We start from the raw sequence: 18,053 nt of genomic DNA, 5'->3' as shown, positions 1-18,053 counted from the left end.
AGTTCTCCCGGATCATCCAGGCCAAGACCGACGCCGAGGGCGGCGAGGTCACACCCGCCCAGATCTGGTCCGTCTTCCAGGACGAATACCTGCCCAACCCCGACAACGCCTGGGGACGGATCCAACTCCGCTCGGGACAGAGCACCACCGACACGGACGGCCGTGACACGCTGACCGTGCAGGCCGTGGTGGACGGTGCGGAGACGGTGCTCACCGGCACCGGCAACGGCCCCATCTCGGCGTTCTTCGAGGCCCTGGCCGCCGTCGGGGTGGACGCCCGGCTCCTGGACTACCAGGAGCACACGATGAGCGAGGGCGCGAGCGCGCAGGCCGCCTCGTACATCGAGTGCGCGATCGACGGGACGGTGCTCTGGGGCATCGGGATCGACGCGAACACCACACGGGCGTCACTCAAGGCGGTCATCTCCGCCGTCAACCGCGCGGCCCGCTGACAGAGCCGTCACGGTGACTCTGAGCCACTGATCAAGCGCTCACCTGGGCGTTTGCGAGCCCCGTCCACCCTTTGCGGTGGGCGGGGTTCAGCCATGTCGTGGCGATCTCACGCCGCGGTACTGACGGGGCCCTGTCGATGTGGCTAACATCACGTCAACGCGGCAATGTTGCCGGAGCGTTACGGAGGTGCGCGACGTGCTGCCAGCTCAGGGATCAAGCGGCCGAAAAGTGCGCATCTGCGGCATTCGTACGTCCTGGAACACCGTCGGTGACGGCGAGTTCTTCTGTCCCGACTGCGGGGGCGACCGCAACTACCGCCGTCGCACCGGCCGTCGCCGGTTCACCGTCCTCGGCGTTCCCCTGCTCGCGCGCGGAGTCGCGGGACCCGTGATCGAATGCGCGGCCTGTCACGCCCACTTCGGCACGGACATCCTCGACCACCCCACGACCATCCGCTTCTCCGCGATGCTGCGCGACGCCGTGCACACCGTCGCGCTCGCCATCCTCGCGGCCGGCGGGATGTCCTCCCGTACGGTCAGGGAGACCGCGGTCCACGCCGTCCGCGCGGCCGGGTTCGAGGACTGCACGGAGGACCGGCTCACCGATCTGGTGGAGGCGCTCGCCGCCGACACCGGCCGGTTCGTGGCGGGCCCGGATCTGGACCCGGGCCCGTGCGGCGCGGCGCTCGCCATCGAGCTGCACGAGGCGCTGGAGCCGCTGGCCCCGCATCTCGCCCCGGCGGGCCGTGAGTCGATCGTGCTCCAGGGCGCCAGGATCGCCGTGGCCGACGGACCGTACAGCCCGGCGGAGCGCGAGGTGCTCAGCATTGTCGGCGGCGCGCTGCTGCTGTGCTCGGACGACACGGAGAGACTGCTGCTGGCGGCATCGGGAACGCCCTCCTGAGCGCGGTCCGAGCGGCTCCTGAGCACGGGCTCCTGAGCACGGTCTGAGCGCCGCCTGGACGCCGGTCTGCGCCGCACTGGAGCTACGGGCCCTGAGCGGGCCCCGAGCGCCGCCCCGCGCGCGCCGGAGCGCCGCCCCGCGGCGTCCCGCGGCAGACGACGGGCGGCCTGCCCCCGCCCCCGCGCGTCCCGGTGCGGCTCGGCGGTCCGCGCCCATGCGGGAGAATGACGCCATGAGTCTGTTCCGGGACGACGGCGTCGTGCTGCGCACCCAGAAGCTCGGTGAGGCCGACCGCATCATCACGCTTCTGACCCGCGGCCACGGACGCGTCCGCGCCGTCGCCCGGGGGGTGCGGCGCACGAAGTCCAAGTTCGGGGCGCGGCTGGAGCCGTTCTCCCATGTCGATGTGCAGTTCTTCGCACGCGGCAGCGAGCTCATCGGCCGCGGACTGCCCCTGTGCACGCAGAGCGAGACCATCGCTCCGTACGGTGGCGGCATCGTCACCGACTACGCGCGCTACACCGCGGGGACGGCGATGCTGGAGACCGCCGAGCGCTTCACCGACCACGAGGGCGAGCCGGCCGTCCAGCAGTATCTGCTCCTGGTCGGCGGGCTGCGCACGCTCGCCCGCGGTGAACACGCCCCTCATCTCATCCTGGACGCCTTCCTGTTGCGCTCCCTCGCGGTCAACGGATACGCGCCGAGCTTCGACGACTGCGCCAAATGCGGACTCCACGGGCCGAACCGATTCTTCTCCGTGGCGGCGGGCGGGGTCATATGCGGCGACTGCCGGGTGCCCGGCAGCGTCGTACCCTCTGCTGAGGCCGTCGGACTGCTGAGCGCGCTGCTGACCGGCGACTGGGAGACGGCCGACGCGTGCGAGGCGCGACATGTCAGGGAGGGCAGCGGGCTGGTGTCCGCCTATCTGCACTGGCACCTGGAGCGCGGTCTGCGCTCGCTCAGATACGTAGAGAAGAACTGATACGTAGAGAAGATTTGGGAGACGAGAGCGCATGGCACGACGCGGAATCCTGGGACGTTCCCGCCGCGAGTACAAGACGCCCGAACCGCACCCCTCGGGCGCGCGGCCGCCGAAGATCCCCGCCGAGCTGGTGCCGGAGCATGTGGCGTGCGTGATGGACGGGAACGGCCGCTGGGCCAAGGAGCGCGGTCTGCCGCGCACCGAGGGCCACAAGGTCGGTGAGGGCGTCGTCCTCGATGTGCTCAAGGGCTGTCTGGAGATGGGCGTCAAGAACCTCTCCCTGTACGCCTTCTCCACCGAGAACTGGAAGCGCACGCCCGACGAGGTGCGCTTCCTCATGAACTTCAACCGCGATGTCATCCGGCGCCGCCGGGACGAGATGGACGAGCTGGGTATCCGTATCCGCTGGGTCGGCCGGATGCCCAAGATGTGGAAGTCGGTCGTCCAGGAGCTCCAGGTCGCGCAGGAGCAGACCAAGGACAACGACGCCATGACGCTCTACTTCTGCGTCAACTACGGCGGGCGCGCGGAGATCGCGGACGCGGCGAAGGCGCTCGCGGCGGATGTGGCGTCGGGGAAACTCGACCCGGCGAAGGTCAATGAGAAGACATTCGCGAAGTATCTCTACTATCCAGACATGCCGGACGTGGATCTCTTCCTGCGTCCCAGCGGTGAGCAGCGCACGTCCAACTACCTGATCTGGCAGAGCAGTTACGCCGAGATGGTCTTCCAGGACGTGCTGTGGCCGGACTTCGACCGCAGGGATCTGTGGCGGGCCTGTCTCGAATTCGCCTCCAGGGACCGGCGCTTCGGCGGGGCCCTGCCCAACCTGGACGAGCAGGAGGCGGAGGAGATTCCGCAGGGCTGACCGTCTCCTCCGGTGCCGGACGGGCCGGCTGTGCGCCCGCCCGGCACCCGGGGACGAACGCCCGCCCGGCCGCCCGGCACCCTGGTCCCGGCCGGTCGGACGCTGATCCTTCCCGGACAGGCTCCAGGTCCTGTCCGGACAGGACCTAGTTCTTCGCGGCCTGGCCCGCGCACTCCGCGCATTCCGCGCAGGTGCCGAAGATCTCCACCGTGTGCGCCACGCTCACATAGCCGTGCTGCGCGGCGATCGTCTCGGCCCACTGCTCCACCGCGGGCCCCTCGACCTCGACGGCCTTCCCGCAGACCCGGCAGACAAGATGGTGGTGGTGGTCGCCGGTCGAGCAGCGGCGGTAGACGGACTCGCCGTCGTTCGTCCGCAGTACGTCGACCTCGCCCGCGTCGGCGAGGGACTGGAGCGTGCGGTACACCGTGGTCAGTCCGACCGAGTCACCGCGGTGCTTGAGCATGTCGTGGAGCTCCTGCGCGCTGCGGAACTCGTCGACCTCGTCGAGCGCCGCGGCCACCGCGGCACGCTGGCGGGTCGATCGGCCGCGCACGGGGGCCGCGCTCGATCCACCGCTGGGCGCAGTCGTCACAGGTGCCTCCTTGCCTCTGCCCGAATCCACCGGGCGTTGCCCGCTTCCCTCGGGCCATTCTGCCAGTTCGTGACCGGCTCGCGGTCAGACCGCGAGGTCGTCCGTGGGCCTACGGCCGGCGGGCCCGTCCTGAGCGGGGGTTACGTCCGGTACGCCCGTGGCCCGCCCCGCCGCCTCGGCGCTCCGCGGCGCCCCGGCGCGCCGTCTCGCGAGGGGAGTGGCGAGGACCGTCAGCACCACGAAGACCCCGATCGCCAGCAGCACGATCGTCGCGCCCGGCGGTACGTCCTGGTAGTACGAGGTGACCGTACCGGCGAGCGTCGCCGCCGTGCCGATCACCACCGCGAGCACGAAGGTGGCCGCGAACGACCGGGTGATCTGCTGGGCCGCCGCCACCGGCACCACCATCAGCGCGCTGACCAGCAGCAGGCCCACCACCCGCATGGCGACGGTGACCGTCACCGCGGCCGTGACCGCGATCAGCAGATTCAGCGTACGCACCGGCAACCCGGTGACCCGGGCGAACTCCTCGTCCTGGCTGACCGCGAAGAGCTGCCGCCGCAGTCCCACCGTCACCAGCACCACGAAGGCGGCGAGCAGCGAGATCGCGGTCACGTCCGACGGTGAGACCGTCGACAGCGAACCGAAGAGATACGAACTGAGATTGGCGTTCGAGCCGTTCGGCGACAGATTGATCAGCAGGACGCCGCCGGCCATCCCGCCGTAGAAGAGCATCGCCAGCGCGATATCGCCCCGGGTGCGGCCGTACGCCCTGATCAGCTCCATCGTGATGGCACCGGCCACCGAGACCAGCGTCGCGATCCACACGGGACTGACGGAGAGCAGAAAGCCGAGGCCGACCCCGGTCATGGCGACATGGCCGATGCCGTCGCCCATCAGTGCCTGGCGGCGCTGCACGAGATAGATACCGATGGCGGGGGCGGTGATACCGACCAGCACGGCCGCGATCAGCGCGCGCTGCATGAACGCGGTCTGGAGGATTTCCATGGTCAGGTCAGCAGTCCTGTACGGAGCGGCTCGCCGGCCGCGTGGGGATGGACGTGATCGTGGCCGGGCAGGGCGTGCTGGCCGAGGGCCCGTGGCGGTGGCCCGTCGTGGGTCACACAGCCGTCGCGCAGCACCACCGCGCGGTCGATCAGCGGCTCCAGCGGGCCCAGTTCATGGAGGACGAGCAGCACGGTCGTACCGGCGGCCACCTGCTTGCGCAGCGTCGCCGCGAGGATGTCCTGGCTGGCCAGATCGACGCCCGCCATCGGCTCGTCCATGATCAGCAGCTCGGGACCGGCGGCGAGCGCCCTGGCTATCAGCACACGCTGGTGCTGGCCGCCGGAGAGCGCGTCCACGGAGTCCTTGGCGCGGTCGGCCAGCCCGACCAGCTCGATGGCCTCCTCGACGGCCGCGCGGTCCGCCTTGGAGGGCCGGCGCAGCTTCGTACGGGAGAGCCGGCCGGAGGAGACGACCTCGCGGACGGTCGCGGGCACCCCGCTCGCCGCGGTGGTGCGCTGCGGTACGTAACCGACGCGCGCCCAGTCACGGAAGCGGCGCAGCGGGGTGGAGAAGAGCGATATCTCGCCGCTGGTCAGCGGGACCTGGCCGATCACGGAGCGTACGGCGGTGGACTTGCCGGAACCGTTGGCGCCGAGCAGGGCCACGACCTCACCGGGGTGCACGGTGAGGTCGATACCGCGCAGCACGGTGCGTGAGCCGAGCGTGGCGGTGGCACCGCGGACGGAGACGACCGGCGCGGCGTGCTGAGCAGCGGGTCCTCCGTCCGCGGTGGCTGTGTTCCCGGCCGTCTCCGGAGCACGCCGGGGGCCGGGCGACGGGGAGCCGGGTGCCGAGGGGCGGTGTGTCCGCTGAACCGGCAGGAAGCCTCTCGGCGCGCCCTGTCCGGGCGCGGCCGGGTTCGCCGCTGTCCGGTCGGCAGCCGGCCGGCCCGGGGCGGCCCCGCTCGGCCCGGTGCCGGCCGGTGCGCTGTCGGCCGGTGCGGTGCCGTCTTCGGGGCTCCCGGTCCCGGAGGTGCCGGCGGCCAGGGCGGTGGGCGCCGTCGCGGCCTCCGCCGCACGCGCCTCGCGGGCCTGTTCGCCGCTCTCCATGGTCGCCATGTGCCGCGCCTCCGTTGCTGCCGTCGGCCGGTTCATTTCGCGCCGAGTGCTTTCCGCAGCGCGGCGAGGTTGGCCTGCATGACCTCGATGTAGTCATCGCCCTTGGACCGGTCCGTAATTCCCTCCAGCGGGTCCAGGACGTCCGTCTTCAGTCCTGAGTCCGCCGCGATGGTCTTGGCGGTCTTGTCGCTGGCGAGCGTCTCGAAGAATACGGTGCCGACCTTGTCCTGCTCCGCGATGGTCTCCAGTTCCTTGATCCGGGCGGGGCTGGGCTCGGCCTCGGGGTCGATACCGGCGATCGCCTCCTGCTCCAGGCCGTAGCGCTCGGCGAGATAGCCGAAGGCGGCGTGGGTGGTGATGAAGGTCTTGGTGGCGGTGTCCGTGAGGCCCTGCTCGAACGCGGTGTCCAGCCCGCCGAGCTTGGTGACCAGCGCGTCCGTGTTCCTCCGGTAGGTGTCCGCGTTGTCCGGGTCGGCCTTCTCCAGGGCGGCGCCGACACCCTTGGCGACCTCGGCGTATCTCACCGGGTCGAGCCAGATGTGCGGGTCGTTGCCGTCCGCGGTGGACTCCTCCTCGGCCGCGTGCTCGTCGGCGGCGTGCTCATCGCCTCCGTGCACATGGCCGACCTCGGTGCCGTGCTTCTCCAGCGTGGTCAGGGACGCCGCGTCGACGATTTGCCCCACTCCGGACTGGTCGATCGCCTTGTCCACGGCGGGCTGGATACCCTTGAGGTAGAGAATGACGTCCGATTCGCCGAGCTCGGCGGTCTGCCGGGGCTTGAGCTCAAGATCGTGCGGCTCGACGCCCGGCTTGGTGAGCGTGGTGACGGTGACATGGTCACCGCCGATCTGCTGGGCCAGGAATTCCATGGGGTAGAACGACGCCGTGACCGCGAGCTTGTCACCGCTCTTCTTGTCGGCGGCGTCGGAGGAGGAGCAGGCGGACAGCGCCACCAGGCCGAGCGTGACGGCTCCGGCGAGGGTGGCGGTGGGTATCAGGCGTCGTGCGTTCATGACAGTCATTTTCAACAAAACTGGAAACGATTGTCAACAAGCGGCGGGTATGTCTCTTCCCGCACACCGATTTGATCGAAGGGGTGCGCCCGCCGCTAATCTGAAGCATTCGCGTTCGTCGTCGTCGTAATGAAGAGAGCACCGTGGCCGCCGACAAGATCGACACCATCGTCAACCTGAGCAAGCGCCGTGGCTTCGTCTACCCGTCCAGTGAGATCTACGGCGGGCAGAAAGCAGCCTGGGACTACGGGCCGCTCGGAGTCGAGCTGAAGGAGAACATCAAGCGCCAGTGGTGGCGCTACATGGTCACCTCGCGCGAGGACGTCGTCGGTATCGACTCGTCGGTGATCCTGGCCACGGAGGTCTGGGAGGCGTCGGGTCACGTCGCGACCTTCACCGACCCGCTCACCGAGTGCACGTCCTGCCACAAGCGGTTCCGCGCGGACCACCTGGAAGAGGCGTACGAGGAGAAGCACGGCAAGGCCCCCGCGAATGGCCTCGCCGACCTCAACTGCCCCAACTGCGGCAACAAGGGCACCTTCACCGAGCCCAAGCAGTTCTCCGGCCTGCTCTCCACCCATCTCGGCCCGACACAGGACACCGGCTCGGTCGCCTACCTCCGGCCCGAGACCGCGCAGGGCATTTTCACCAACTTCGCCCAGGTGCACCAGACTTCGCGCAAGAAGCCGCCGTTCGGCATCGCGCAGATGGGCAAGTCCTTCCGGAACGAGATCACTCCGGGCAACTTCATCTTCCGCACGCGCGAGTTCGAGCAGATGGAGATGGAGTTCTTCGTCAAGCCGGGCGAGGACGAGCAGTGGCAGGAGTACTGGATGGAGCAGCGCTGGAACTGGTACCGCGACCTGGGTCTCCGTGAGGAGAACATGCGCTGGTTCGAGCACCCCAAGGAGAAGCTCTCCCACTACTCCAAGCGCACCGCCGACATCGAGTACCGCTTCTCCTTCGGCGGCAGCGAGTGGGGCGAGCTGGAGGGTGTCGCCAACCGCACCGATTACGACCTCAACGCGCACTCCAAGGCATCCGGCCATGACCTGTCGTACTTCGACCAGGAGGCCGGCGAGCGCTGGATCCCCTATGTGATCGAGCCGGCCGCCGGTGTCGGCCGCACGATGCTCGCCTTCCTCCTCGACGCGTACAACGAGGACGAGGCGCCCAACGCCAAGGGCGTGCTGGAGAAGCGCACCGTGATGCGGCTCGACCCGCGGCTGGCGCCGGTCAAGGTGGCCGTGCTGCCGCTCTCCCGCAACCCGCAGCTCTCGCCGAAGGCCAAGGGCCTCGCCGAGGACCTGCGGCGCAACTGGAACATCGAGTTCGACGACGCGGGCGCCATCGGCCGCCGCTACCGCCGCCAGGACGAGATCGGCACGCCGTTCTGTGTGACCGTCGACTTCGACACCCTCGACGACAACGCGGTGACCGTGCGCGAGCGCGACACGATGAAGCAGGAGCGTGTCTCGCTGGACCAGATCCAGAGCTACCTCGGCGGCCGGCTGATGGGCTGCTGACCCGATCGCCGATCGCGGCCGGTGACCGCCCGACGGTCACGGTCGTGGCTCGAAGCCCCCGGTTCCACCACGGAACCGGGGGCTTCGTTGCACACTGGGCCCACGCGTCAACAGGAGGCACGGATGCCGTCCACGACCACCAGCAAGGTCAGCAGATGGGATCAGCACGGGCGTGAACATGTCGTACGCGTCCAGAAGGCGGGTGTACAGCGGTCGTTGACCTGTGACACCTGCGGCTGGCAGAAGAGCGCGCAGTTCCTGCCGTGGCTGAAAGCGCAGGAACATCTCACCGAGGCCCATCAGGCGACGGTGGAACCGGCCGGCGGCTGACGAGCGGAAGCCGGGCCGCCTGCGGCAGTGGGCGCGGGCGGCGCGGACCGCCCCCGCTCAGGGCCGCAGGCCGCGCAGCACCAGATCGCATACGGCGCCGAACTCGTCGTCGATCGTGGGCTTCCGCCACTCCGGGGCATACGAAGGGTCATGGAAGCGGGCCGTGGCGGCGAAGACCGCGCCCGCCGTCGCCGCCGGGTCGGCCGCGACGAACTCGCCCGCCCGCACGCCCTCTTCGACGATCCGGGTGAGCTGACGCGTCAGCTCGGTGAGATGCGCGTCGACCACACCACTGCTCTCGCCGATGAGCACGGAGAAGGTCGCGAACAGCTCGGGATCGTCCCCCGCCTTGTGGCGCTTGGTGTCGAACAGCGTCAGCAGCCAGTCACGCAGCTTCTCCGGACCCGGACCGGGCACCCGCTCCGCGCCCGGCTCGGCTTCAGCCCTCCGCGCTCCGTCCGTGATCCGCGCCAGGGCCACTTCCGTCCGGCTCAGCCAGCGCGCTGTGACCGCCTCGCGCAGTGCCGCCTTCGTACGGAAGTGCCGGTAGACACTGCCATGGCTGACGCCGAGCACCCGGGCCACATCGAGGACCGTGGCCTTCGCCGGACCGTAACGGCGCAGCACCTCCTCGGTGGCTTCGAGGATCCGCTCGGCGGTCAGGGACTCGGTGGCCATGGATGTCCGACCTTTCGTGGCCCGTACGGCTGGGCGCGCATACGGCGGGACGCGACAGATGACATTACCTGTCAGGTCCGACCACCCGACGGCTGAGCGGTCGCGGCCGGCATCGCCCGCGGGCGCTCATCGCTCGCTGTCGAGATGTGCCATCTGGGAGCTCGGATAGCGGTCACCCGCGGCGGCGTCGGCCGGCACCGCGCGCTCGACGGCGGCGAGATCCTCCGCGTCCAGCGTGACCCCGAGGGCGCCCAGGGCCTCGGTCAGCCGGTCCTGCCGGCGCGCGCCGACGAGCGGCACGATGTCCTCGCCCCTGGAGAGCACCCAGGCGATGGCGATCTGGGCGACCGTGACGCCCTTCTGCTCGGCGATCTTCCGCAGGGACTCCACCAGCCCGAGATTGTGTTCGAGATTGTCGCCCTGGAAGCGGGGGCTCACGGCACGGAAGTCGGTCGGGCCCAGCGCCCGGTCGCGGGTGAAGTGGCCGCTGATCAGTCCGCGGGAGAGCACTCCGTACGCCGTGACACCGATGCCCAGCTCGCGGACGGTGGGCAGGATCTCGGCCTCGATACCGCGAGAGATCAGCGAATACTCGATCTGGAGATCGGTGATCGGGGCGGTGGCGGCCGCGCGGCGGATGGTCTCCCCACCGGCCTCCGAGAGACCGATGTGGCGGACATGGCCGGCCCGCACCAGCTCGGCGATGGCGCCGACGGTCTCCTCGATCGGGACCCCCGGATCGACCCTGGCGATCCGGTAGATGTCGATGTGGTCGGTGCCGAGGCGCCGCAGGGAGTACGCGGCGAAGTTCTTCACGGCCGCCGGACGGCCGTCATAGCCGCTCCAGCCGCCGTCCGGATCGCGCAGAGCGCCGAACTTGACGCTGATCAGGGCCTGTTCGCGCGCGGCGGCCGGGGCGGTGCGCAGCGCTTCCTCGATCAACAGCTCGTTGTGGCCCATTCCGTAGAAGTCGCCCGTGTCGAGCAGTGTGATGCCCGCGTCCAGGGCGGCGTGGATGGTGGCGATGGACTCGGCGCGGTCGCCCCCGTCGTACATCCCGGACATGCCCATGCAGCCGAGTCCGATGGCGGAGGTCAGGGGGCCGGTGGTGCCGAGGCGACGGGTGGGGAGGGCGGGGGTGGTGGACATGCGTTTCCTCCAGGCGGATCGCGGCGGATCGCGAGTGACACCGACAACGATGGCATGACGGATGACAGATTTCAATTTCTGTCAGCGACTATGGCCGATGCTCGCCATAATCGCGTTACGTCCCGGTCCCGGCCGGTGGTAGCGTCACAGGCATGTTCTTCCAGATCTACGAGTGAGAGCGCGGCGGTCACGGCCCGCCCCCCACCGACCAATCCGCAGATCACTTCTCATCACTTCGGGAGAACCCCGTGGCAAAGAGCCGCAACAACCTTCTTGGCGTGGGCGGACAGCGCAAGAAGCTGTCCCGCGCCGATCAGCAGGGCAACGGCCCCGCACGTAACGCCGACCGCAAGGCCGCCGCCGACCAGAAGGCGGAGCTGCTGCGCAAGATGCGTGAGCGCGCCGCCGGCCAGGAGCAGGACGAGGACGGACCGGACGCCGCCCCGGCCCCGGAGACGGCCGAGGGATCCGCCGCGCGGGACTGACGCACACGCGCACAGGACTGACGCACACGGGACGGACATACGCAGGACGGACATACGCAGGACGGACATACAGCGGAGCAGGATGACGGGCCCGGACCACCTCGGTGGTCCGGGCCCGTGGGCGTCCGTCGTCCTGTACGGCGCGGGCCCTGAGCCGTCGTCAGGCCACCGAGCGCGGCAGCCGCAGACTGAGCAGTCCCGTCAGGACCACCAGGGCGAGCTGTGCCAGCAGGGTGATCACCAAAGCGTCCCGCATCCCCATCGCGGCGGCCAGGGAGAGGAAGAGCGAGCCCAGGGTCGCCACCCCGAGCGCCAGCGCGGACTGCTGGCCGGTGACCATGACTCCACTGCCCACCCCGGCCCGCTCCGAGGGGATGTCGGAGAGCACGATCCGGATGATGACCGGCAGTTGGAGCCCCTGGCCGAGGCCGGCCAGCGCGACGCCGGGCAGCAGTTCCGCTACGCCGATCGCGGGCCAGTCGTTCCAGAGGGTGAGCACCAGCAGGGCGACACCGACCAGCTGGGACACCGAGCCCGCCGTCACCACCAGACTGCCGTACCGCCGTACCAGCCGGGGGCCCGCCAGCGACGCGGCGAAGAACGCCACAGCCATCGGCACCAGCGCGATTCCCGCGGTGACCGCCCCCATGCCGAGGCCCTGCTGAAGCGCGATCGCGATCACGAACATGAAGCCGCCGAAGCCGATCGAGAAGGGCAGGAGCAGTGCCAGTCCGCGTCGGAGCGTGACCAGCGCGAGCAGACTCGGTGGTACGAGCGGGGTCCTGCCCTGCCGGTCGGCCCGTCGCTCCACCCGGACGAAGGCGTACGCCGCGACCGGGAAGGCGGCGAGCGAGATCCAGGTCCAGACCGGCCAGCCGGCGGCCCGGCCCTCGGTGAGCGGTGCCAGCAGGGTGATCAGCGAGACGGCCAGCAGAACCGTCCCCGGGGTGTCGATGGGCGCGGGCCGCTGTGAGCGGGTCTCCGGCACCGAACGGAACGCCAGGACCAGACCGAGCAGCGCGATCGGCACATTCACCAGGAAGATCGCGCGCCAGCCGCTGCCTGCGATGTTCGCCGAGACCAGTACGCCGCCGAGAATCTGGCCCGCCACCATCGCGAGGCCGGCGGTGGCACCGTACAGACTGACCGCCTTGGCGCGGCGCGGGCCGCTGGTCGCGGCATGGATCGTGGCCAGTACCTGGGGCAGCATCAGCGCGGCGGCCGAGCCCTGGGCGACCCGGGCCCCGACCAGGGTCCAGGCGTCGGGCGCGATACCGCAGACGAGCGAGGTGAGGCCGAAGGCCGCCATGCCCATGAGGAAGAGCCTGCGCCGGCCGAACATGTCGCCCAGCCGGCCGCCGAGCACGAGCAGCACGGCGTACGCGAGTCCGTACCCCGCCACCACCAGTTCGAGGAGGGCGGGACCCGCGGCCAGATCGTGGTCGATGGTCGGCAGGGCGACATTGACGATGAAGAAGTCGACCAGGGGAAGTGACGCGCCGAGCAGCACGGTGAAGAGACCGAGCGTGCCCAGCACCGACCCGTGGTCATGGACGATGGGAGAGCCGCCGGGGGACCCGCCGGGAGCGGCCACGCCGGTGGACGGGGGCGCGTTCGGGGCGGTTGCCGTGTTCGGGGTGTTTTTCGCGGAAGCTGTACTCACGACTACCACGATCACGCGTGACGCACCCTGGTACCAGAGTGTCTTTATCCTGGTACATGAACTACCCGGCAAGAGGCCGAGAGGTCCGCCGAGATGCCCAGAGCGACACGGAACCGGACATTCCGTACACTCGTGATCACGGCCAGTGACATGGATCGGCATCGATGAGCGGCTTGGGAGTGCGGCATGAAAGCAAGCAAGGGTGACCGCCTGGTGATGCACGGCAGGGTGGTCGGCAAGCACGACCGCGTCGTGGAGATCGTGGAGGTGATGGGACCGAACGGGACACCGCCCTTCAAGGTGCGCGGTGAGGACGGCCATGAGTCGATCGTCTCGCCGGGCCCCGACTCGGCGGTGGAGTCGCGTCCGAAGCGCAAGTGAAGCGCCTGACGGAGGAGGTGCCCGACGGAGAACAGGTGCCTGACGGGTGACAGGTGCCCGACGGGGACAGGCGGAGCGCTCAGGGGCGGGCGAAGCGCTCCGCTCAGCCGGGTACTCGGGGGTCTCATCCTGGTACCCGCACCACCTGGCAATGGCCTGGGACATGCGGCACGCTGGGGGGATGACCACGGCTGTACAGGAAACGGACATCCGCCGCCATGAGCTGGCCGCCTTTCTGCGCAGCCGGCGCGAGCGCATCATGCCCGAGCAGGTCGGTCTCGCCCGCGGGAGCCGGCGCCGTACGCCCGGACTGCGGCGGGAGGAGGTCGCCCAGCTCTCCGCTGTCGGTGTCACCTGGTACACCTGGCTGGAGCAGGCCCGTCCCATCCAGGTCTCCGCGCAGGTGCTCGACGCGCTCGCCCGCGCGCTGCTGCTCGACCGCAGCGAGCGCGCGCATCTCTTCGCGCTCTCGGGCGCCGTCGACCCCGCTCCCGGGACGCCCTGCCTGACCGTCACGCCCGCGCTGCGGCGGATGCTGGAGCGTCTTGAGCCCTATCCGGCGTGTGTGCAGAACGGGCGGTACGACATCCTCGCGTACAACCGCACCTATGGGCATCTGATGTGCGATCTGGACGCGCTGGAGCCCGAGGACCGCAACTGCATGTGGCTGGCCTTCACCAATGAGGAATGGCGCTCGGCGCTGGGCAACCGCGACGAGACGATCCGGACGATGGCGGCCAGGTTCCGTGCCGCCATGGCCGAGCATCTCGCGGAGCCCGCGTGGAAGACGCTGCTCGGACGGCTGCGGTCCGCCTCGTCCGAGTTCCGGGAGATCTGGGAACAGCACGAGGTGATCGCCGTGGGCGACAAGACCAAGCGGTTCGTCAACGCCCGGGTGGGACAGCTCAATCTGGAGCACACCAACCTCTGGCTCGGACCGTCCTCAGGCCCCCGGCTGGTCAGCTATGTCCCGGTGGACGACGAGTCCAGCGCCCGGCTCGAACGGCTTCACGACCTGGTGCCCGCGGTGGTCTGAGCGCCGGCCGGCTCCAGCCGTTCCGCCGTGTGCCGCGCTGTTCCCCGGGCCCATCTTCCGCTGGTCAGCGCCCCTATGACCAGGACGCACAGACCGCAGGCGGTGATGACCCACCACGCCGTCCGGCTCGCGTCCGCGAAGCTCGCCGCGTAGCCGGCGGAGGAGGCGGCGCCGACCACCCCGCCCGCCAGCACCGCGCCGATCACCGCGACACCGAGCGTCCCGCCGATCTGACGGCTGGTGGAGGCGACCGCCGCGGCGACACCCGCCTGCGAGCGGGGCATCCCGGAGACGGCGGTATTGGTGATCGGCGCGTTCACCATGCCGAAGCCCAGGCCGAACAGGACATAGCCGGTGAACAGCAGCGCGTTCGTCGCCTCCGCGTCGGTGGTGCCGAACAGAAGGCCGCTCGCCGTCATCGCGGTCCCGGCGACCAGCAGCGAGATCCGGGGGCCCCGGCTGCCGACGAGCCGGCCCGACAGCGGCGCGCAGAGGAAGGTCAGGGTCGCCATCGGCAGCATGTAGAGCCCGGCGTGCAGCGCGGACAGCCCCCGTACGTTCTGGAGATAGAGCGTGTTGAGGAAGAGGAATCCGCTGAGCGCGGCGAAGGAGCAGACGGCGATCACGGTCGCCCCGCTGAAGGGCGCGCTCCGGAAGAACCGCAGATCGATCAGCGGCTCCGCGCGCCTCGGCTCGTACAGCACCAGACCGATCAGGGAGAGGGCCGACACGGCGGCGAACGACAGGATGAGCGGTGAGGTCGGCCCGGCCGTCGGCGCCTCGATGATCGCGTAGGTCAGGGCGCCGAGTACGCCGATGACCAGGAGCTGACCGACGGGATCGGGGCGGCGGGGCCTCGGGGCGCGGGACTCGGGGACATAGCGCCAGGTCAGCAGGAGCGCGGCGAGCCCGATCGGGAGATTGATCCAGAAGATCGACCGCCAGCCGACCGAGTCCACCAGCAGCCCGCCGACCAGCGGTCCCGCCGCCATGGAGATACCGACGACGGCGCCCCAGGCGCCGATGGCACGGGCGCGTTCACGCGGTTCGGTGAAGGTGTTGGTGATGATCGACATCGCGACGGGGTTGAGCATCGAGCCGCCGACGGCCTGCACCATACGGAAGGCGACGAGCGATTCGAGGTTCGGCGCGAGGGAGCAGAGCAGCGAGCCGAGCGTGAAGAGGACGAGCCCGGTCTTGAAGATACGGCGGCGGCCCACCCGGTCGGCGGTGGAGCCCGAGAGCATCAGGAGCGAGGCGAGGACGAGGGTGTAGGCGTCGATCGTCCACTGGAGCCCGGAGACGGAGGCGTGCAGTTCACGCTGGATGGAGGGGAGCGCGACATTGAGGACGGTGTTGTCCAGGCTGACGATCAGCAGACTCATACAGCAGATGGCGAGGACAAGGAGGCGCCGCCGGTGGCTCAGCTCGGACATACGTCGATAGTACGACTAACTAATGACCTCGGTCATGCGCGACAGTCATGCGCGACTGGTCATGCGCGACAATGGCTGGATGACCGCTTCACTCGCCACGCTCGCCGCCTCTCCCCTCGCCATCGGGCCGCACACCGTGCGACCGCCGGTGGTGCTCGCGCCCATGGCCGGGATCACGAACGCGCCGTTCCGGACGCTGTGCCGTGAATTCAGCGGGGGCAAGGGGCTGTTCGTGAGTGAGATGATCACCACACGGGCGCTGGTCGAGCGCAATGAGAAGACCATGCAGCTCATCCGCTTCGACGCGACCGAGACCCCCCGCTCGATCCAGCTCTACGGGGTGGACCCGGTGACCGTCGGCAAAGCGGTCCGGATGATCGTGGACGAGGATCTGGCCGATCACATCGATCTCAACTTCGGCTGCCCGGTGCCCAAGGTGACGCGTAAGGGCGGGGGTTCGGCCCTTCCGTACAAGCGCCCGCTGCTGCGCGCGATCCTGCGCGAGGCGGTGTCCAACGCGGGCGGGCTGCCCGTCACGATGAAGATGCGCAAGGGCATCGACGACGATCACCTCACCTTTCTCGACGCCGGACGGATCGCGGTCGAGGAGGGCGTCACGGCGATCGCGCTGCATGGCAGGACGGCCGCGCAGCACTACGGCGGTACGGCGGACTGGGACGCCATCGCCCGGCTCAAGGAGCATGTCCCGGAGATCCCGGTGCTCGGCAACGGCGACATCTGGTCGGCGCGGGACGCACTGCGGATGATGCGCGAGACCGGCTGTGACGGAGTCGTCGTGGGGCGTGGCTGTCTGGGGCGGCCCTGGCTCTTCGGTGACCTGGTCGCGGCCTTCGAGGGTACGGGACCCGAGTCGGCGGGCGGTGAGGTCACCTTCGCGCGCCCGGCGCTGCGGGAGGTCGCCGCGGTCATGCGGCGCCATGCGGAGCTGCTGGGGGAGTGGCTCGGGGACGAGGCCCGGGGAGTGATCGACTTCCGTAAGCATGTGGCCTGGTATCTGAAGGGCTTCTCGGTCGGCTCGCAGCTCCGCAGGCAGCTGGCGGTCACCTCGTCGCTGGCCGAGCTGGACGCGCTGCTGTCCGGGCTCGATCTCGACCAGCCGTGGCCCGACGGCGCGGACGGGCCGCGCGGCCGTACGTCCGGCAACAACCGGGTCGTCCTGCCGGACGGCTGGCTGAAGGACCCGTACGACTGCGCGGGCATCGACGCCGAAGCCGAACTGGACACCTCGGGCGGCTGAGCGCGGTGAGGGTGAGCGGGTGCGGCTGACACCCGCTGCCCCGCCGTCCCCGTCGCGGCTGAGATCCCGCCGTCCCCCGCCGGCGCCCATGCGCGCGCTCGCGCGTGGCACATGGCGCGTTGCTATGCCGCCGGGCGGGGTGACTGCGGTGTGACGTCCGGGCCCGCGTGGCGTTCCAGAGGGGCCGCCGCCGCGGAGTTGCTCACGCTGAAGGCCACGCTCCCCGCGCGGTAGCGGTCGTCCGTCCACTCGATCGGACGGCCCGCGGCCGTGTACGTGAGATGGCGCTGACGCAGCAGCGGGCTGCCCCGGCGCACATGGAGCAGCCGGGCGTCCTCGCTGCCCGCCGCGACCGCGTCGATCAGATGCTCGCCGTAGTGGGCGACGATGTCCGCGTTCTCCGCGATGCTGTTCATGATCGACACGACATCCTCGGGCAGCGCGCGCACGACCGGTGCCACCCAGTCCGTGTACGCGGTCCGCTCGATCATCACCGGCTCCCCGTCGAGCCGTCGCAGCCGTACGACGTAGAGCACCTCGCTGCCCGGGGCGACCCCGAGCCGTGAGGCCTCCTCCGCCGTGGCGGCCCGTGTCCTGCGGCTGAGGATGCGGCTGGAGACCTCGCACCCCATCGCCTGCGCCCACTGCGCGAAGCTGTTCAGCTGCTGGAAGCTGTGACGGCGCTCCTGGCGCAGTACGACGCGCCGCGCCCCCTGCCGGGAGCCGATCAGACCGTCCGAGGCCAGCAGCCCCACCGCCTGCCGCACCGTGCCGCGCGAGACCGACCAGCGGGCCGCGAGATCGCTCTCCGAGGGCAGCCGGGCGCCGACCGGATACTCACCGCCCAGGATCGACTGCCGCAGCGCCTCCGCGATCTCCAGATACCGCGAACTGCCCACGCCTGCCCCCATCGAATTACGGAACTGTGCACAGGTGCGCCTACCCACCGCGGACCTGGCCTTCACTCTAACCGTATGTCCCACCGGGGGTACGGCCCCCAGGATGCCCTGTTGATCATCAATCCTCCCCGAAAGACTGTGCTGACCAGCTAGTTGCTCAGGGTGGTCTTCCTCGGGTCGTGCCGTCATGGCCATGGGCCGTTCACTTCGAGGTCATCTGGACCGGGCGAACTGATGCCAGCTTGTATGAACAAGTGACACCCTCTCTTCGC

At 69.9% G+C, this 18,053-nt stretch carries 19 protein-coding genes; 10 read left to right on the top strand and 9 right to left on the bottom strand.

The features are described from left to right. The 4 genes from ACWGDX_RS07145 to ACWGDX_RS07130 all read left to right on the top strand — a co-directional run. A partial coding sequence (locus tag ACWGDX_RS07145) for an alpha-isopropylmalate synthase regulatory domain-containing protein (protein WP_453623024.1) occupies positions 1–452 on the top strand: 452 nt, incomplete at its 5' end. Positions 453–648: 196 nt separating this feature from the next. Next, entirely contained in the window at positions 649–1,356 is a 708-nt protein-coding gene (locus ACWGDX_RS07140; protein ID WP_453623022.1) for a TerB family tellurite resistance protein, read from the top strand. A gap of 232 nt (positions 1,357–1,588) precedes the next feature. Continuing rightward, positions 1,589–2,338 (top strand): DNA repair protein RecO, encoded by a 750-nt coding sequence (recO, locus tag ACWGDX_RS07135; protein WP_093597429.1) that lies wholly within the window; start codon positions 1,589–1,591, stop codon positions 2,336–2,338. A 31-nt stretch (positions 2,339–2,369) separates the two neighbouring features. Continuing rightward, positions 2,370–3,206 carry an isoprenyl transferase gene (locus ACWGDX_RS07130; protein WP_453623019.1) on the top strand — a complete coding sequence of 279 codons (837 nt, stop codon included), beginning with the start codon at positions 2,370–2,372 and terminating at the stop codon, positions 3,204–3,206. Positions 3,207–3,351: 145 nt separating this feature from the next. On the opposite strand, the gene ACWGDX_RS07125 is transcribed toward ACWGDX_RS07130, so the two are convergent. From ACWGDX_RS07125 to ACWGDX_RS07110, 4 genes are all read right to left on the bottom strand, one after another. Continuing rightward, entirely contained in the window at positions 3,352–3,801 is a 450-nt protein-coding gene (locus tag ACWGDX_RS07125) for a Fur family transcriptional regulator (protein WP_363084968.1), read from the bottom strand. An 84-nt stretch (positions 3,802–3,885) separates the two neighbouring features. Continuing rightward, complete coding sequence (locus tag ACWGDX_RS07120) at positions 3,886–4,809, bottom strand: metal ABC transporter permease (RefSeq protein ID WP_453623017.1); 924 nt, start codon at positions 4,807–4,809, stop codon at positions 3,886–3,888. Positions 4,810–4,811: 2 nt separating this feature from the next. Beyond that, a complete protein-coding gene (locus ACWGDX_RS07115) occupies positions 4,812–5,690 on the bottom strand; it encodes a metal ABC transporter ATP-binding protein (protein WP_453623053.1) in 879 nt (292 codons plus the stop codon). Between the two features lie 269 nt (positions 5,691–5,959). Next, on the bottom strand, positions 5,960–6,940 hold the full coding sequence (locus ACWGDX_RS07110) for a metal ABC transporter substrate-binding protein (protein WP_453623015.1): 981 nt from the start codon (positions 6,938–6,940) through the stop codon (positions 5,960–5,962). A gap of 143 nt (positions 6,941–7,083) precedes the next feature. Between ACWGDX_RS07110 and ACWGDX_RS07105 the strand changes: the two genes are divergently transcribed. After that, complete coding sequence (locus tag ACWGDX_RS07105; RefSeq protein ID WP_453623014.1) at positions 7,084–8,466, top strand: glycine--tRNA ligase; 1,383 nt, start codon at positions 7,084–7,086, stop codon at positions 8,464–8,466. Positions 8,467–8,589: 123 nt separating this feature from the next. Continuing rightward, the gene (locus ACWGDX_RS07100) at positions 8,590–8,796 is read left to right on the top strand and encodes a hypothetical protein (protein WP_453623012.1); all 207 of its coding nucleotides are present in this window, start codon (positions 8,590–8,592) and stop codon (positions 8,794–8,796) included. A gap of 57 nt (positions 8,797–8,853) precedes the next feature. Here ACWGDX_RS07100 and ACWGDX_RS07095 read toward each other — a convergent pair whose 3' ends face one another. Beyond that, the gene (locus ACWGDX_RS07095) at positions 8,854–9,474 is read right to left on the bottom strand and encodes a TetR family transcriptional regulator (protein ID WP_453623010.1); all 621 of its coding nucleotides are present in this window, start codon (positions 9,472–9,474) and stop codon (positions 8,854–8,856) included. A gap of 126 nt (positions 9,475–9,600) precedes the next feature. Further along, positions 9,601–10,623, bottom strand: a complete 1,023-nt coding sequence (locus ACWGDX_RS07090; protein ID WP_453623008.1) for an aldo/keto reductase — start codon at positions 10,621–10,623, stop codon at positions 9,601–9,603. Positions 10,624–10,871: 248 nt separating this feature from the next. Between ACWGDX_RS07090 and ACWGDX_RS07085 the strand changes: the two genes are divergently transcribed. Beyond that, positions 10,872–11,108, top strand: a complete 237-nt coding sequence (locus ACWGDX_RS07085; protein ID WP_453623006.1) for a DUF6243 family protein — start codon at positions 10,872–10,874, stop codon at positions 11,106–11,108. Between the two features lie 160 nt (positions 11,109–11,268). On the opposite strand, the gene ACWGDX_RS07080 is transcribed toward ACWGDX_RS07085, so the two are convergent. Beyond that, positions 11,269–12,666: an MFS transporter gene (locus tag ACWGDX_RS07080; RefSeq protein WP_453623051.1), complete on the bottom strand. Its 1,398-nt coding sequence runs from the start codon at positions 12,664–12,666 to the stop codon at positions 11,269–11,271. Positions 12,667–12,957: 291 nt separating this feature from the next. On the opposite strand from ACWGDX_RS07080, the gene ACWGDX_RS07075 reads away from it, so the two are divergent. Both ACWGDX_RS07075 and ACWGDX_RS07070 read left to right on the top strand, forming a co-directional pair. Next, positions 12,958–13,152: a DUF1918 domain-containing protein gene (locus tag ACWGDX_RS07075; protein WP_363084997.1), complete on the top strand. Its 195-nt coding sequence runs from the start codon at positions 12,958–12,960 to the stop codon at positions 13,150–13,152. A gap of 181 nt (positions 13,153–13,333) precedes the next feature. Continuing rightward, positions 13,334–14,188 carry a helix-turn-helix transcriptional regulator gene (locus ACWGDX_RS07070; protein WP_453623004.1) on the top strand — a complete coding sequence of 285 codons (855 nt, stop codon included), beginning with the start codon at positions 13,334–13,336 and terminating at the stop codon, positions 14,186–14,188. On the opposite strand, the gene ACWGDX_RS07065 is transcribed toward ACWGDX_RS07070, so the two are convergent. Beyond that, positions 14,161–15,624, bottom strand: a complete 1,464-nt coding sequence (locus tag ACWGDX_RS07065) for an MFS transporter (protein WP_453623002.1) — start codon at positions 15,622–15,624, stop codon at positions 14,161–14,163. The genes ACWGDX_RS07070 and ACWGDX_RS07065 overlap by 28 nt on opposite strands. A 61-nt stretch (positions 15,625–15,685) precedes the next feature. Here ACWGDX_RS07065 and dusB point away from each other — a divergent pair, with 61 nt between their 5' ends. After that, complete coding sequence (gene dusB, locus ACWGDX_RS07060; RefSeq protein ID WP_453623049.1) at positions 15,686–16,882, top strand: tRNA dihydrouridine synthase DusB; 1,197 nt, start codon at positions 15,686–15,688, stop codon at positions 16,880–16,882. A gap of 122 nt (positions 16,883–17,004) precedes the next feature. Here dusB and ACWGDX_RS07055 read toward each other — a convergent pair whose 3' ends face one another. Next, positions 17,005–17,781, bottom strand: a complete 777-nt coding sequence (locus ACWGDX_RS07055) for a GntR family transcriptional regulator (protein ID WP_453623000.1) — start codon at positions 17,779–17,781, stop codon at positions 17,005–17,007. Positions 17,782–18,053 lie beyond the last annotated feature (272 nt).

The sequence above is a fragment of the Streptomyces sp. NPDC055025 genome, assembly GCF_053608565.1.
The sequence above is the reverse complement of the archived record's forward strand: the minus strand, read 5'-3'. Positions and strand labels throughout refer to the sequence as shown.